Origin of the sequence: Bauldia sp., from assembly GCA_037200845.1 — a bacterium.
Lineage (GTDB): Bacteria > Pseudomonadota > Alphaproteobacteria > Rhizobiales > Kaistiaceae > DASZQY01.
On record JBBCGQ010000001.1, the window covers coordinates 2,095,693 to 2,111,298 of the forward strand.

Here is a 15,606-nt window from a genome sequence, read left to right on the forward strand (position 1 = left end):
CGTTTTGGGGAGGGGCGTCTCTCCTCCTAGCGTTTTCCGAACAGCCACCCGCCAGCGTCCTGCCGTCGCTGCACACGCTACGGGAACAATCCGCCCACCATCCCGTTCAGATACCGTTCACATCGTTTCGCCGATATCCGGCCTACGTTCCGCCGCCTGACATAGGCAAACTCCCAAGTCCGGCACGCAAGTCCGCGTGCACATTGCTGCGAGGTACATGATGACCAAGGCCAAAGCCCTTCTCGTCTCCGGAGCGCTCGTGTCGCTTCTCATTCCGCCGGCGGGGGCCGCAACCTTCCATGCGCCGATGGTGTTGGCGCAGGCCGATACCGCGACAGACGCGGTCGCCACGGCCCAGGCTGCGGTAGAAGCCGCCCGCACCGCGCTCCGCGCCGCGCTCGCCTCTGGCACCGGCGTTGACGAAGCCCGCGCCGCGTTGCGCGATGCGCTCCAGCAACTAGAAACCGCGCGCGTCGCTGCCGGCCTGCCCCCGGCCGATCCGAGCGCGCTCGAGCCGGTGCTGCCTGAGGAATCCGCGCCCGCCGCTCCCCCGGCTGAGGTCGCGCCGCCGCCGGCCGAAGTTGCGCCGCCGGCCGCCGAAACACCGCCGCCTCCGGCTGAAGTGACGCCGCCCGCAGTCGAGACGCCGCCGGTGGTCGTACCGCCCGTCGTGGTGCCGCCGGTTGTCGTGCCGCCGGTGGAGGTCGCGCCGCCGGCCAACCAGCAGAACGGCAAGCCGCGCCAGAACGGCCAGAACGGCAGGCCCAAGCCAGGCACTCCGCCGCCGGCCGATCAGACCGCACCGCCGCCGGCCGACACGGTAGTCCCGCCGGCCGACGCAACTGTGCCGCCGCCGCCCGTCGTCGTCCCGCCGGCCGAACAGGCGCCGCCGTCGGCCGAGCAGGCACCGCCGCCCGTGGCGCCGACCGCGCCTGTGGTGGAGCCGGTGATCAACCTGCCGCCGCCCGTGATCGAGGCGCCGCCGCCCCCGCCGCCTCCGGCTGCCGCGACCGGTGGTCAGTTCGACTTGCAGAAATTCAAGAACCGCCCGAAGTTCGGTCAGGTGCCGCCGGCCGCTGCCGCCAACCAGCCGCCGCCGGCCGTGCTGCCGAAGTCCGAGGACGCCGTGAAGGAAGGCGCCGTCATCCCGGCGCAGGACGGCCGCGTCATCGTCAAGGAAGGCGGCCAGGTCACCGTCAAGCACGACGACTCGGGCCGCTTCGTCCGCCAGGGCGACAAGTTCCAGACCGCGCCCAGCGACAACGGCACCGAGACGGCCACCGTGTCCCGTCCCGACGGCTCGCAGATCGTCACCGTCCGCGACCAGAGCGGCAACATCGTCCAGCGCTACCGCAAGAATCCGAACGGCAGCGTCGATGTGCTGATCGGCGACGTCGAGCAGCCCGGCGTCTTCGGCCGCATCTTCGGCCAGAAGCCGGCGCCCGCCCAGCCGCGTCCGCGTCCGCGCGGGCAGCCGCCGGTGCTGACGCTGAACCTCGGTCCGGTGCAGCTCAACATTCCGCGCCAGCAGTACATCGTGGAATCGAGTCGCGCCAACGAGCAGCAACTGCAAGACACGCTGATGGCCCCGCCGGTCGAGCGCGTCGAGCGGACGTACACGCTGGAGGAAATCCGGCAGAACGGCCGCCTGCGCGACAAGGTCCGCCGCATCGACTTCGACACGATCACCTTCGACACCGGCCAGGCGACCGTGCCGGACGATCAGATCGTGAAGATGCAGACGATCGGCGACGCCTTGAAGAACATCATCGACCGCGATCCGACGCAGGTGTTCCTGATCGAAGGGCACACCGACGCCGTGGGTTCGGACTTGTCGAACCTCGCGCTGTCGGATCGCCGCGCCGAAACCGTCGCCGAGATTCTCTCGTACTACTACGGCATCCCGCCGGAGAATCTGGTGACGCAGGGCTACGGCGAGCAGTTCCTGAAAATCCCGACGATCGCCGCCGAGCGGCAGAACCGCCGGGTCGCCTTCCGGAACATCACGGACTTGCTGCACGCCAGCAACTAGGCGCAGCTCGATATTCGAAGGGCGCGTTCCGCGAGGGACGCGCCCTTTTTCTTTTGTGCTGAGGCGTGCCCCACCCACCATGCCTTTGGCATGGTCCCCCCTCCCCGCCCTAATGCAAAATCTGGCTGAGGAACAGCTTCGTCCGCTCGTGCTGCGGATGGCTGAAGAATTCCTGCGGCGTGTTCTGCTCGACGATCTGGCCGGCGTCCATGAAGATGACGCGGCTCGCCACCTGCCGGGCGAAACCCATCTCGTGCGAGACGACCATCATGGTCATGCCGTCGTTGGCGAGATCGACCATCACGTCGAGCACCTCCTTGATCATCTCCGGATCGAGCGCCGAGGTCGGCTCGTCGAACAGCATGATGCGCGGGTTCATGCACAGCGCCCGCGCGATCGCGACGCGCTGCTGCTGGCCGCCGGAAAGCTGCGAGGGATACTTCGACGCCTGCTCGGGGATGCGGACGCGCTTGAGATAGCGCATCGCCGTCGCCTCGGCGTCAGCCTTGCTCATCTTGCGCACCCAGATCGGCGCCAGCGTGCAGTTTTCCAGGATCGTCAGATGCGGGAATAGGTTGAAGCTCTGGAACACCATGCCGACGTCGCGGCGCACCTCGTCGATGCGGCGCAGATCGTCGGTGAGTTCGATGCCGTCGACGACGATGCGGCCCTGCTCGTGCGTCTCCAGCCGGTTGATGCAGCGGATCATGGTCGACTTGCCCGAGCCGGACGGCCCGCACACCACGATGCGCTCGCCGCGCATGACCTTGAGGTTGATGTCGCGCAGCGCCTGAAACTCGCCGAACCATTTGTTGACGCCGATCATCTCGATGGCGACTTGCGGCGCGGGCTCCTCGCCCGGCATCCGGGCGGCGGCGGTTTCAGACATCGACGGTCCCCTGTTGTCGTTTGCCCTACACTAGCGGACCGGCGGCGCGAATTGCAGCCCGCCGTTCGTCCAGAGCGCGTTCAGCCCGCGCGGCATCTGCAGCGGCGAGCCGAGGCCGAGATTGCGCTCGTAGATTTCGCCATAGTTGCCGACGGCCTTGATCGCGTTCGCCGCCCAGGCCGCGTTGAGGCCGATGCCCTTGCCAAGCGCGCCCTCGGCGCCGAGCAACTGGCGGATGTCGCCGTTGTCGCTGGCCTTCATGCCGTCGACATTGGCCTGCGTGACGCCGAGTTCCTCCGCATCGACCAGCGCGAAATGCACCCAGCGCACGATCGCCGCCCAGCGGTAGTCGGCCTGCAGCACCGCCGGGCCGTAGGGCTCCTTCGACAGCACCTCGGGCAGCACGACGCTGTCCTCGGGCCGCGTCAGGCCGAGCCGCATGGCGTGGAGGGCGGCGACATCGCCGGTGGCGACGTTGCACTGGCCGGACTGGTAGGCCGCCGGCTGGCTTTCGGCCGTCACCGGCACGCTGGTGAAGCTCATCGCGTGGGTCTTGAAATAGGCGGCGACGGCGACCTCGGTCGCGCTGCCCGGCTCGATGCACACCTTGGCGCCGGAAAGCTGCAGAGCGGAATCGACGCCGAGGGAGTTCGGCACCATGAATCCCTGCCCGTTATAGAAATTCACGCCGACGAAGGAGACGCCGAAGGTCGTGTCGCGGGCCATCGTCCACGCCGTATTGCGGATGAGGACGTCCACCGTGCCCTGCTGCAGGGCGCGGAAGCGCTCGCGGGCGGTGAGCGGAGCAAACGTCACAAGCTTCGGGTCGCCGAGCACCGCCGCGGCAATGGCCCGGCAATAATCGACGTCGAACCCGCTCCACTGCTTCTGGCTGTCGACGGTGGCGAAGCCCGGCAGGCCCGGATCGACGCCGCAGACCAGCATCTTGCGCTGCGTGACGCTATCGAGCACCGCGGCGGGGGCGGAAACGGTGTAGAGAGAAGCGAGCGCCGCAAGCGCGATCAGCGTAAGGCTTCGCAGGCTGGAACCCATGCAATTCAGCTCAACCGCCGCCGCGTCATCACGGAATTTGACCAGCCACTGTCAGGCTATTATTCCCCACCGGTCAAGTATGAGCGAAGGTTTATCGTGAAGGACGACAACAACAAGACGCCGGCCCGCCCGCGTACAAGGCTGGTGCGCAGCGGCCGCGACAAGAAAATCGTCGGCCCGTTCATCAATCCGCCGGTGATCCACGCTTCGACGGTGCTGTTCGACTCCGTCGACAGCATGCTGCAGCAGAAGCAGCCCTACGAATACGGGCGCTGGGGCACGCCGACCAGCGACGCGCTGGAGGCCGCGCTGAACGACCTCGAGGGGGCCGACGGCACCGCCCTCTGCCCCTCCGGTCTTTCGGCCGCGACGGTGGCGCTGCTTGCCTGCGTCTCGACCGGCGATCGCGTGCTGCTCACCGACAATATTTACGGCCCCGTCCGCCGCTTCGCCGACGGAATGCTGAAGCGGCTGGGCGTCGAGACGGTTTACTACGATCATGCGCTGGGCGCGGGCATCGAGGCGCTGTTCACGCCCAACACCACCGTCGTCTACTGCGAGTCGCCCGGCTCCCTCACCTTCGAGATGCAGGACCTGCCGGCGATCGCCGAGGTCGCGCACCGCCATGGCGCCACGGTGATGTTCGACAACACCTGGGCGACGCCGTTCTTCTTCCGGGCGCTGGACCACGGCGCCGACATCTCGATCATGGCCGGGACGAAATACATCGGCGGCCATTCCGACACGATGGTCGGCACCGCCGCGGCGCGCGGCGAGACGTGGCAGAAGCTGAAGGACACGCGCCGGGCGCTCGGCATCCATCTCGCGCCCGACGACATGTATCTCGCGCTCCGCGGCATCCGCACGCTGGCGATCCGGCTGGAGCAGCACCAGAAGTCGGCAATGACAATCGCCAGGTGGCTGCAGGGTCGGCCCGAGGTGGCGCGCGTGCTCTACCCCGCGCTGGAAACCGACCCCGGCCACGCGCTGTGGAAGCGCGACATGACCGGCGCCAGCGGCCTGTTCGGCGTCGTCATGAAGGGCTGGACTGACGCGCAGGCCCGTAGCTTCGCCGATCACCTGACTCTGTTCGGCATCGGCGCCTCGTGGGGCGGCTTCGAAAGCCTGGTGACCGTGCCGCACGTGAAGCCGATCCGCACCGCCACGTCATGGCAGGCGGAGGGGCCGCTGGTGCGGCTGCATATCGGACTGGAAGACCCGGCCGATCTTATCGCGGATCTTGAGGCGGGATTGGTGCACGCGGCAGCGGCGGGCTGAGCGCGACCCACAGCGCCGGGAATAGTTCGGCGAGCCGCCCTCCCCGATCGCGTAGTCGCCGCAGCGCACCGAACCGGTGGCGCAGCCGCCCGCGCCGCACCGCGTAGACGATGCCGGCCTCGGTCATCGCCCTGAGGATCAGGTAGCCTACGCCGAGGCCGATGAGCGCCCCGCCGACGACGTCGCCCGGAAAATGCACGCCGACGATGACGCGGCTGACCGCCACCAGAGCGGCCGCGACCACGATGGGCACCGACACGACGCCCGGCACGAACACCGCCATCACCGCGACCGCCGCCGCCGTCGTCGCATGGCCTGAGGGGAAGCTGTAGTTCGAGTAGCCGCCGAACGAGAACGGTGCAAAGGCGTAGGCGCCTTGCGCCACATAGTCGGGACGAAAGCGGCCGACAATCGGCTTGACGACGTCAGTGGCGAGCCCGGTCGCCGCCACGACGACGAACAGCACCGCGGCGAAGGTCGCGATCTCGAACCACGCCGCCGCGCTGGCGCGGCTGACGCGGCGCCAGTCGCCCAGCATGACGACGATAACGATGATGGCGCTGGGGATGAGCAGCCAGCCGGATTGCCCCCACTGCGTGATCCAGTTGAAGACGCCGTGGACGGACGGCGGCAGCGTGCGCGCCCACGTGATGGCGCGCGCGTCGAACAGGACGCTGACCGCGACGACGAGCACGATGCCGGCCGCGATCAGGAACGCCGCGCGCCGGCCGTCGATCGGCCGGTGGCGCGTGCGCGCCGCCCGCATCCGGCGCGCCGCGAGTTCCCAGTTCACCCGCACCCGGGTTGCGTAGTCGGTCACGGCGCAGCGCCTCCGGCGACGAACAGATGGATGTCGACAACGTGCATCTTGCGGAGATCAAAGCCGCCGATGCGTCCCTTGTCGACCAGCGCCAGCCCGAGGTCCTCGGCGCGCTGGCGGAACGCCGATATCTGCGATGCGTCCACGACGGCGATGCGACAGCCGTTGGTGTTCAGGAAATCGGCCGCCGACCACGCATCGACGAGACGCGTGTCGGGCCCCAGCGCGTAGACCAGACTCTCCTCCGGATAGCCGGCGGCGGCGAAGGTCTGCGGCGCGCAGAGCTCCGCCTGCTTCGCCAGCGCCGCGATCCGCTCGCCGACGCGCAAGCCCGACAGGCCGGGCACGAACGAGCCGAAGAAGCCGACATAGATGAAGAAGACCGTGACCACCGCCGTCAGCGCCGCCGCGACCAGCGCGCCGCGGCGCAGGAACAGCCACGTCAGCGGCCCGAGCACGCCGGCGATGGCGAAGGCGACGGTCATGCCCCAGGGGAAGTATCCCTCGATCGAGAAGAAGATGCCGGGCAGGAGCAGCGCGACCAGCGGCGGCCAGAGCAGCGGCCCCAGCGAATAGAACCACGAGATGCGGCCGCCGATCTTCGCCGTGCCGGCGTCGATCGCCGCGGCCGCGAGCAGCGCGACCGCCGGGATCGCCGGCAGCACCCACTGCGGCTCCTTGACGTTGATCAATTCCGCCACCAGCCACAGCGGCCCGCCCCACGCCAGCGCGAAGAAGACGACCGGCCGCCGGAGCTCCGCCGCGAACCACGGCAGGCCCGTGAAGATGAACGTCGCCGCCGGGCCGGCGAGCAGCGGCAGGATCAGCGCGTAGCTGCCCGGCGGCGCCTGGATCTGGAACGGCACGCCGATCTGCAGCAGGTACTGCGCGCTGGCGCTGTCGGTGACGCCCTGCAGCAGCGTCAGCGTCACCGCGATCAGCCACGGCGAGATGAGCAGGAACAGCCAGACGACGCCGAGCGCCGGCTTCAACTGCATCAGCCAGCGTGGCGTCCCGCGCTCGATGGAGAGAACGAGCGCCGCCGCCGCAACAATCGCTGGCGCGACCCAGCCCTTGGCGAGGATCGCGAGGCCGAGCCCGGTCCAGAACAGCGCCGCGACGAGATCGTCGGATTTGCCGTCGCGCCTGAGCCACACCCGCGCCAACGCGCCGCCGCAGAGCGTGGTCGCCGCGAGCAGGATCGCGTCGGGCGTCGCCAGCCGCGCCTCGAGGCCGACGATGCCGCTCGCCGCCACGAACAGGCCGGCGACCAGCGCCGTCATCGGCGCCCCGAACGCCATCGCCAGCCACCACGTCAGCATCGCCGCCGCTACCCCGGCGATGAGCGAGGGCAGGCGCGCGACGGCGATCGGCGGGTTGTCGCCGGCCAGCCGCAACAGAAACGCCTCGATCCAGTAGGCGCCGCGCGGCCGCCACTCGGTCTCCTCGGTCTGCAGCCGCACCGTCGAATAATCGCCGGTAGCGACCATCTCGCGCGCCGCCACCGCATAGCCCGGCTCGTCGCCGTCGAGCGGTGCGATCGTGGCAAAGCCGGGCAGCATGCAGGCCAGCGCCGCGATGAAGATTGCGGCAAGGCTCGCGCGCGGCGAACGCGCGAGGAAGGCACCGAACCGTTCGACTTCCGCAGCCAGCATGGGGCGCGGACGTTAGCAGGAAAGCCGGCGCCGCATCACCCGGCGCGTCCTGCAAAGCATTGACACGGTGAACCGCGGCCATGAATAACTCGGCCGCGCGTTTTGAAGAGAAAAAGACCAGTTCAAGGGAGGAACGGCGTGCAGCCCATGGGTATCGGCCTGATCGGGGCCGGCAACATCTCGTCGCAATACCTGAAGGCGGCCCCTTCCTTCCCCATCCTCGCCGTCAAAGGCATCGCCGACATCAACATGGATGCTGCGAAGGCGCGCGCCGCCGAGTTCGGCGTGCCGGCGAAATCCGTCGCCGAGCTGCTTGCCGATCCGGAAGTCGACATCGTCGTCAACCTGACGGTGCCGAAGGCGCATGTCGAGGTCGGCCTCAAGGCGATCGCCGCCGGCAAGCACGTCCACTCCGAGAAGCCGCTGGGCGTCACCGTCGCCGAAGGCAGGAAGCTGATCGACGCGGCAAAGGCAAAGGGCGTGCGCGTCGGCGGCGCGCCGGATACGTTCATGGGCGGCGCCCACCAGACGTGCCGCAAGCTGATCGACGAAGGCGCCATCGGCCAGGTGATCACCGGCATCGCCTTCTTCGGCACGCCGGGCCACGAGCGCTGGCACCCGAGCCCGGCCTTCTACTATCTGCAGGGCGGCGGGCCGGTGCTCGACATGGGGCCGTACTACATCACCGCGCTGGTCAATCTTTTGGGGCCGGTGAAACGCGTCGCCGCCATCACGTCCAAGGCGCGCAGCGAACGGCCGATCACCAGCGAGCCGCTCAAGGGCCAGATGATGCCGGTCGAGGTCGCGACCCACGCCGCCGCCACGCTGGAATTCTGGAGCGGCGCCATCGTCACCGTCGTCCTCTCCTTCGACATCCCGCGCTACCGCCACGCGCCAATCGAGCTTTACGGCCTGACCGGGACGCTTGGCGTCCCCGACCCCAACTGGATGGATGGCGAGATCCTCATCGCGACCGCCGATCAGGACTGGAAGCCGGTGCCGATCCAGCACGGCCACGCCGAGCACAATCTCCGCATCATGGCGGTCGCCGACATGGCCACCGCCATCCGCAACGGCCGCCCGCACCGCGCCAGCGGCGACCTCGCCTTCCACGTGCTGGAAGTCATGGAAGCCTTCCAGCGCTCCTCGGACGAAAAGCGGCACATCGAGATGACGACGCGGCCCGAACGCCCGGCGATGATGCCGACTTACCTCAAGACCGGCGAGTTCGACTGATGAAAAGCGCGCTGATCGTCTGGGGCGGCTGGAGCGGGCATGAGCCCGAACAGTGCGCCAACATCGTTCGCGACATGCTCGCCGAGGAAAACTTCGACGTGCGTGTCGCCGACAGCACCGCGGCCTTCGCCGACCCGGCGATCGCCGACCTCAATCTGATCGTGCCTATCATCACGCAGATCAAGATCGAGAAGGACGAGCTCGCCAATCTCTCCGCCGCGGTGAAGGGCGGCGTCGGCATCGGCGGCTTCCACGGCGGCATGGGCGACTCCTTCCGCGAGGCGGTGGAGTATCAGTTCATGGTCGGCGGCCAGTGGGTGGCGCACCCCGGCAACATCATCGACTACACGGTCAACATCACCCGCCCGGACGATCCCGTCGTCGCCGGCATCGGCGATTTCCCGTACCGCTCCGAGCAGTACTACATGCACGTCGACCCGCTGAACGAGGTGCTGGCGACGACGACCTTCACCGGCGAGCACGCACCGTGGGTGGCCGGCGCCGTCATGCCAGTGGTGTGGAAGAAGCATTACGGCAAGGGCCGCGTCTTCTACTCCGCCCTGGGCCACGTCGCATCCGAGTTCAACGTGCCGCCGATGAAGGAAATCGTCCGCCGCGGCCTGATCTGGGCGGCGCGGTAGGGTCGCGTCGCGAAACACCCCGGGTAGCACCGGGATTTGGCTATGTTTAAGGTTGTGGCCGGCCTCCGGATTGCGCTGTTCTCGCGTTGATGCTTGAACAGCGGCGACCGCTACGTTTCGAGGGAATCAATGCTCGCCCGAATTTTCCGCCCGTCTCGTACCGCCATGCAGTCCGGCAAGGCCGCGGCGCTGAACTGGGTTCTGGAATACGAGCCGGAGCGCCGCCCCGCCGCCGATCCGCTGATGGGCTACACCTCGACCACCGACATGCGTCGCCAGATCAGACTTGAGTTCGCGACGCGCGAGGAGGCCGTGGAATACGCCCACCGCAACGGCATCCCCTTCACCGTCCTCGACGACAAGACGCCGGCGCCGAAGAAGCTGTCGTACTCGGACAACTTCCGCACCGGCCGCCCCGAGCCATGGACACACTAGCCCGGCGCTCGACCCCGTAGCTCAGCTGGATAGAGCAGCCGCCTTCTAAGCGGCAGGTCGCAGGTTCGAGCCCTGCCGGGGTCGCCACTCCGAAAGCCGGAAGGCTCAGCCCGCGATCTTCCAGTGCTGCTGCCGGCCGCGGTCGATGAAGAACGACGTGCGCAGCATGACGTAGCGGCGCTGCTCGAGCGTATCGATGCGCGTCTGGATCTGCGAGTGCGACCCGAACTCGATGTCGATGCCGGTCAGGAACGGGACCATGACCGCTGCTTTAATCTCGCCGGTCTGCACCATCCCATTGATCAGGTTGTCGATCGGCGGCTGCTTCTGGCGCAGCAGCCTGTACAGCTTCCGCGCCGTGTCCGGGCTCACCAGATAGGACGACACGCAGCCGACGCGCACACCGCGCAGGTTCATCGGCCCTGGCGTCCGCATCGCCTCGTGATAGCGCGCAAGCTGCTTCGGCTCCGGGTCCACCCACATGTCGAGGTAGACCATGTCGAATTCCTGCAGCAGCCGCGCCGGCGCGTCGGAGAGCATGAAGTCGCGCGCCTCGGGCGTGAACAGCCCGTCGTCCTCGACGACATGGACGATGCTGGTGCCGCTGCGCGCCATGTCGAGGCAGTGGAGGTGCGATTGGTAGCACCCGACCGTTCCGCGCTCTTTCGGGATTCCCGGAACGCGCTCGTATCGATCGGCCAGCCCGACGCGGGCGAGCTCCGTCTGGATGTGCTGCCGGCGATCGGGCGCGCGCTCGAGATTGATGTACAGACCGCGGAACATAGGCAAGCCTTTAGCCACGCAACGAATCGCCCAATGGCTGAACGTGACCGCGCGGCGTCCCTCGATCCAGCGTCAATCCGGCGACCTGTGGATAGGTGTGGATGGCGGGCGCGCGCCCGCGCGCTACGTCGGCAGGTAGCCGAACCGCGCCATCTGTTCGCCCTGCGTGGCGACGATGCGCTCGATCTGCGCCGTGGTCAGCGTCTCGCGCCACTGCCCGGCGCGCCCCTCGCGGAAGAAGCGTTCCAGGTGCGGCGGCTTCTCGAGGAAGCCCTTTTCCGCCTCCGCCTTCTGCATCCGCTCGAAGGTGGTGAGTTCGATGGCGTGCGCGATCTGCTCCGGCGTCGCCGGCATGCGGACGTGGGCGGCGATCGCGGTGAACATCTCGGTGGGCTTTGCCAGCAGGTCCTCATAGCGCACCGGCAGGATCGCGTCGGTCGGCCGCCCGGTCCACGACGCCACGTGCTCGCTCCACGAGCTGGTGACGAAATAGACGTCCTCGTCGTTGGTCTCGGTCGAGGCGCCGGCCGTCGCCATGTCTTCGATGGCGGCATCGATGGTCAGGCCGCGGAAATGGGACAGCGAGATGACGACGTCGAGCGGATTGCGCAGGACATAGACGGCGCCGGCCGAGACCGCGCGGTTGACCAGCGGCGCGCCGAGATAGTCGATCAGCGCGTTGTGCGTTTTGATCATCACCGGCCCCGGCGAACCGCTGGCGATGGCGGCCTGCACCTTGGGCCGCGCCATGGCGACGGCCGCGCGGTCGCGCACCGCCCCCGGATCGGGGAGATAGGGAACGTAATACTCGATCAGGCGGTCGCTTTCGCCGAAGTAGGCGACCGCATCGAGGTCGAGGTTATCGACCCTGGTGCCTAAAAGGCTCATGAGCAGCGTGTACAGGAACGCGCGCACCCATGTGTTTCCGGACTTCGGATAGGAAGCCAACCACACGATGCCACGCGGCTGGATCGCATCTAGGAGTATCAAAGCACATGAGCCCCGTTGACGTGCGCACCCCAAGCAACGGGCGGGCCACATATGTCATTTCCGTGACAAGGAAAGTGCGACAAATGGCCTTGAGCAGGAAAATTTTTTGGTCGGGGCGGCAGGATTTGAACCTGCGACCCTCTGGTCCCAAACCAGATGCGCTACCAGACTGCGCTACGCCCCGCGACCTGGTTTCGGGCTTACACGCTGCCCCGCCCCGCTTCAAGCGCGCGTTGTCACCCCGCCGCCGCTGGCTATACTCCGCGCCGCCCTAGCCGGGCGGGCGCCCGTTTTCAGTCTCGCAGAACCTAAGGCTCGATGACCAACCGCCCGAAGCGCCGCCCGCCTGCCCCGCCCGCCAACGCCGCCCCCCGCCAGCGCAATGTGGCGCTGATCTGGCTGACCGTCGTCGGCCTGCCGGTCGTGGTCGCCGCGGTCGCCGGATACGCGATCTTCGGCCATGTCAGCGCGCCAGCGCCGGAACCCGTCGCCACTGCCGACCGGCCGGCGCTCGTTGAGGAAGTCGAGTCGCTCTACAACGACATCAGCGTCTACCGCCGCGCCGACGGCGACCTGATGCTGCTGTTCGGCGCCAAGCGGCTCAACTACATCGAATCGATCGTCAACCCGAAAGACCCGCTCGACCTGCCGGTGACCTACACCCAGTCGATGGTCGCGGCCGCCCTCTCCTACCCGTCAGAGTTGAGGGACGCGATGATCATCGGCCTCGGCGGCGGGCGGACGAGCTGGTACCTGCACAAATCGGTGCCGGAGCTGAACTACACCGCTGTCGAGCTCGACCCCGAGGTCGCCCACCTCGCCGACAAATATTTCGGCGTGAAACCGGAGCCCAACTTCGACCTCGAGATCAACGACGGCCGCGTCTGGCTGACCAAGACCGACAAGACGTTCGACGTCATCCTGATCGACGCCTACCGCGGCCCGTTCGTGCCGTTCCACCTGCTGACGACGGAGTTCTACAAACTCGTCGCCGCGCATCTGAACCCGGGCGGCGTCGCGGTGCAGAACGTCGAGCCGACGACCATGCTGTTCGACAGCGCGGTGGCGACGATCAGGTCAGCGTTCGAGCATGTCGTCTTCCTCTCCGGCGAAGGCAACATCGTCGTCGTCGCCTACAACGGACCCGAGAAGACCGACGACGAGGTCGGCAAGCTCGCCGCGGTGCGCCAGGTGCAGTATGGCTTCCGCTACGATCTGCCGACGCTGCTCACGCGCCGCTTCAATCCGTCGTGGGATGATCGTACCAAGCCGCTCACCGACGATTTCGCGCCGGTCGAGTACCTGAAGGCGATCGAGCGCCACAACGAGAAGCAGACATGACGATTGCCGGCCTGCACCGGCGCCTCGCGGTCGGTCCCGGCGCCGCGGCGCTGGTCGTCGCGGACGTCGCCACCCTCGGCTTCATCACGCTGGGCTTCGAGATGATCGCCAGCCGCATCCTGACGCCGCTCTTCGGCGGCGACATCTACACCTGGGCGACGATCATCTCGATCGTCGTCGCCGGGCTGATGGCCGGATATTTCATCGGCGGCATGGCGGCCGACCGGTTCCCGACGTTCGCCTTCGCCGCCGGGATCAAGCTCGTCGCGGCGGCGTACATCGTCTTCGTCTGGCTGCTCGTCGGCGGCGGGCTGGAGGCGTTCCTGTCCGGCATCGCGGACGACACCACCGCACGCTTCATCGGCGGCACCATCGTCTGCTTCCCGCCGCTGGTGATCCTCGGGATGTACTCGCCGTTGGCGGTGCGACTGCTGCTCCGCGATGCGGAGGACGCCGGCACGATCTCGGGCGGCCTGTTCGCCATCTCCTCGGCGGGCAACATCGCCGGCACGCTGGTGACGACGTTCGTGCTCATCCCGTCGATCGGCACGCGCGCCATCACCGGTGGATTCGCCGCGTTCCTCGTGCTGTCGGGGCTGGTGTCGTTGGCGGCCTGGCTCAGCCGCCAACGCTAGTGGACACCTAGTGCGACGGGAAGCTGCCGCCGCCGTCCGGGCGGATTTCCGCGGCCATTAGGCCCTTCGACCCGTTGCCGTAGCGCACCAGCACGACCTGACCGGGACGCAGCTCGGTCAGTCCGTAGCGGCGCAGCGTCTCCATGTGGACGAAGATATCCTCCGTCCCCTCGCCGCGCGTCAGGAAGCCGTAGCCGCGCACGCGGTTGAACCACTTGACCACCGCCCGCTCCAGTCCGCTTGTAGGTACAACCGATGTGTGCGTGCGCGCGGTGGTGACCTGCGGCGGATGGATGGCCGTCGATTCGTCCATGCTGATGACGCGGAAGGCCTGCAGACCTTTGACGCGGTTGAGCACCTCGACCACGACGCGCGCGCCTTCGTAGGCGGTCTGGAAACCGCCCCGGCGCAAGCACGTGACGTGCAGCAGCACGTCCGGCATGCCGCTGTCGGGAACTATGAATCCATAGCCCTTCGAAGCGTCAAACCATTTGATAACGCCGGAAATCTCGATGAGATCTACGGGTGCTTCCTCATTGACGTCACCGCCAAGCGGAAGTTGTTCTGGAGAAGCTTTCGCCCCCATGCCGACTGCCTCGCACGCATCTTTTCGGCTTTGGCCTCGCCGAATCCGCATTAACCATAGCAGTCACGGACCCGCGCGAAAGCCCCTTGGGCCCTCGCCTGTGTCATCGAGGCCCGGCTGTGTGGTCCCTGCCACAGTCGGTGAAGTTGCCTTTCAGGGTCAGCCACTTATCCTCCCCCGCCACGACCAAAACGGAGCCCGGCGATGAAGTATCTCCACACCATGGTGCGCGTGACCGACGTCGAGCAGTCGCTGCGCTTCTATCGCGACCTGCTCGGCCTGAAGGAAATCCGCCGGAGCGACAACGACGCGGGACGGTACACGCTGATCTTCCTCGCGCCGCCGGGCCAGGAAGAGACACCGATCGAACTCACCTACAACTGGGACCCCGAGGTCTATGCCGGCGGGCGCAATTTCGGCCACCTCGCCTATGAGGTCGACGATATTTACGCCTTCTGCGACCGCCTCCAGAAGGCCGGCGTGACCATCAACCGTCCACCCCGTGACGGTCGCATGGCCTTTGTCCGCTCGCCCGACAACATCTCGATCGAGATTCTGCAGAAAGGCGCCGCAAAGGCGCCGGCGGAGCCCTGGAAATCAATGCCGAACACGGGCGCCTGGTAGGCGACAGTGGCAATAGTACGGATGCATTAATCACCTATTAGGAGGTCGCCAGCACAATCATAGAGGGCGCTATTGTGGCGATCCCACAACCCTAAGGAACGAGATGCGCTTCCGTATTGTGCCCGCCGCGCTGGCCATGCTGGCCGCGGCGTTGTTGCCCGGCAGCGGCCAGGCCGCCACCGCGACCGGCAGCATCGCCGTTTCTTTGACGATCCTCTCGCAATGCCTGGTTGTCGGCGGCACGCCGATGACCTTCGCCTCGACCGGCGTGATGACAGCCGCGCTTGAGGCAACCTCCCTGCTGACTGTCCTGTGCACGGCTGGCACGAGCTACAACATCGGCCTGAACCTCGCCGGCACCGAGACGACGGCAATCCGCCAGATGAGCGGCACGACGGTTCCCGCCAACAAGGTCAACTACGCGCTCTATCACGAGGTGGGCCACAGCACGTTCTGGGGCCAGTCGATCGGCACCGACACGACGCCGGCCACAGGCAACGGCCTGCCGCAGGTCTATACGGTCTACGGCCTCGTACCGGTCCAGACCCCGGCGGGCGCCGACATCTATACCGAAAGTGTCGCTGTCACCGTGACCTATTAGGACGCGG

Annotated in this window: 16 protein-coding genes and 2 tRNA genes; 10 read left to right on the forward strand and 8 right to left on the reverse strand. The window is 67.4% G+C overall.

Annotation, left to right across the window (positions count from 1 at the left end; genetic code table 11):
- Positions 1–220: 220 nt before the first annotated feature.
- Complete coding sequence (locus WDM94_10275) at positions 221–2,032, forward strand: OmpA family protein (protein MEJ0012990.1); 1,812 nt, start codon at positions 221–223, stop codon at positions 2,030–2,032.
- A 109-nt stretch (positions 2,033–2,141) separates the two neighbouring features.
- Here WDM94_10275 and WDM94_10280 read toward each other — a convergent pair whose 3' ends face one another.
- Positions 2,142–2,897: an amino acid ABC transporter ATP-binding protein gene (locus WDM94_10280; GenBank protein MEJ0012991.1), complete on the reverse strand. Its 756-nt coding sequence runs from the start codon at positions 2,895–2,897 to the stop codon at positions 2,142–2,144.
- A gap of 54 nt (positions 2,898–2,951) precedes the next feature.
- Positions 2,952–3,974, reverse strand: coding sequence for an amino acid ABC transporter substrate-binding protein (locus tag WDM94_10285; protein MEJ0012992.1), 1,023 nt, complete (start codon positions 3,972–3,974; stop codon positions 2,952–2,954).
- A 96-nt stretch (positions 3,975–4,070) separates the two neighbouring features.
- On the opposite strand from WDM94_10285, the gene metC reads away from it, so the two are divergent.
- Positions 4,071–5,252: a cystathionine beta-lyase gene (gene metC, locus WDM94_10290; protein ID MEJ0012993.1), complete on the forward strand. Its 1,182-nt coding sequence runs from the start codon at positions 4,071–4,073 to the stop codon at positions 5,250–5,252.
- Here the strand turns inward: metC and WDM94_10295 are convergent.
- Positions 5,203–6,072 carry a phosphatase PAP2 family protein gene (locus WDM94_10295; GenBank protein MEJ0012994.1) on the reverse strand — a complete coding sequence of 290 codons (870 nt, stop codon included), beginning with the start codon at positions 6,070–6,072 and terminating at the stop codon, positions 5,203–5,205. The two genes, metC and WDM94_10295, sit on opposite strands and share 50 nt — an antisense overlap.
- Positions 6,069–7,727, reverse strand: a complete 1,659-nt coding sequence (locus WDM94_10300) for a glycosyltransferase family 39 protein (protein MEJ0012995.1) — start codon at positions 7,725–7,727, stop codon at positions 6,069–6,071. Before WDM94_10300 ends, WDM94_10295 begins: the two co-directional genes overlap by 4 nt.
- A gap of 138 nt (positions 7,728–7,865) precedes the next feature.
- Between WDM94_10300 and WDM94_10305 the strand changes: the two genes are divergently transcribed.
- The 4 genes from WDM94_10305 to WDM94_10320 all read left to right on the forward strand — a co-directional run bounded on the left by WDM94_10305 (position 7,866) and on the right by WDM94_10320 (position 10,126).
- The gene (locus WDM94_10305) at positions 7,866–8,963 is read left to right on the forward strand and encodes a Gfo/Idh/MocA family oxidoreductase (protein ID MEJ0012996.1); all 1,098 of its coding nucleotides are present in this window, start codon (positions 7,866–7,868) and stop codon (positions 8,961–8,963) included.
- A complete protein-coding gene (locus WDM94_10310) occupies positions 8,963–9,604 on the forward strand; it encodes a ThuA domain-containing protein (protein MEJ0012997.1) in 642 nt (213 codons plus the stop codon). The genes WDM94_10305 and WDM94_10310 overlap by 1 nt, the downstream gene beginning before the upstream one ends.
- 129 nt (positions 9,605–9,733) lie before the next feature.
- Complete coding sequence (locus WDM94_10315; protein ID MEJ0012998.1) at positions 9,734–10,039, forward strand: ETC complex I subunit; 306 nt, start codon at positions 9,734–9,736, stop codon at positions 10,037–10,039.
- 10 nt (positions 10,040–10,049) lie between these two features.
- A tRNA-Arg gene (locus WDM94_10320) sits at positions 10,050–10,126 on the forward strand.
- Positions 10,127–10,144: 18 nt separating this feature from the next.
- On the opposite strand, the gene WDM94_10325 is transcribed toward WDM94_10320, so the two are convergent.
- From WDM94_10325 to WDM94_10335, 3 genes are all read right to left on the reverse strand, one after another.
- Positions 10,145–10,822: a hypothetical protein gene (locus WDM94_10325; protein ID MEJ0012999.1), complete on the reverse strand. Its 678-nt coding sequence runs from the start codon at positions 10,820–10,822 to the stop codon at positions 10,145–10,147.
- Positions 10,823–10,945: 123 nt separating this feature from the next.
- A complete protein-coding gene (locus tag WDM94_10330; GenBank protein ID MEJ0013000.1) occupies positions 10,946–11,863 on the reverse strand; it encodes a sulfotransferase domain-containing protein in 918 nt (305 codons plus the stop codon).
- A gap of 56 nt (positions 11,864–11,919) precedes the next feature.
- Positions 11,920–11,996: transfer RNA gene (locus tag WDM94_10335), tRNA-Pro, on the reverse strand.
- A 134-nt stretch (positions 11,997–12,130) separates the two neighbouring features.
- Here WDM94_10335 and WDM94_10340 point away from each other — a divergent pair.
- Both WDM94_10340 and WDM94_10345 read left to right on the forward strand, forming a co-directional pair.
- A complete protein-coding gene (locus WDM94_10340; GenBank protein ID MEJ0013001.1) occupies positions 12,131–13,153 on the forward strand; it encodes a fused MFS/spermidine synthase in 1,023 nt (340 codons plus the stop codon).
- Positions 13,150–13,788, forward strand: a complete 639-nt coding sequence (locus tag WDM94_10345; protein ID MEJ0013002.1) for a fused MFS/spermidine synthase — start codon at positions 13,150–13,152, stop codon at positions 13,786–13,788. The genes WDM94_10340 and WDM94_10345 overlap by 4 nt, the downstream gene beginning before the upstream one ends.
- A gap of 7 nt (positions 13,789–13,795) precedes the next feature.
- On the opposite strand, the gene WDM94_10350 is transcribed toward WDM94_10345, so the two are convergent.
- Positions 13,796–14,374 (reverse strand): cold-shock protein, encoded by a 579-nt coding sequence (locus WDM94_10350; protein ID MEJ0013003.1) that lies wholly within the window; start codon positions 14,372–14,374, stop codon positions 13,796–13,798.
- 204 nt (positions 14,375–14,578) lie between these two features.
- Between WDM94_10350 and WDM94_10355 the strand changes: the two genes are divergently transcribed.
- Positions 14,579–14,998 (forward strand): VOC family protein, encoded by a 420-nt coding sequence (locus WDM94_10355; protein MEJ0013004.1) that lies wholly within the window; start codon positions 14,579–14,581, stop codon positions 14,996–14,998.
- A gap of 103 nt (positions 14,999–15,101) precedes the next feature.
- The gene (locus WDM94_10360) at positions 15,102–15,599 is read left to right on the forward strand and encodes a spore coat U domain-containing protein (GenBank protein ID MEJ0013005.1); all 498 of its coding nucleotides are present in this window, start codon (positions 15,102–15,104) and stop codon (positions 15,597–15,599) included.
- Positions 15,600–15,606: the final 7 nt, after the last annotated feature.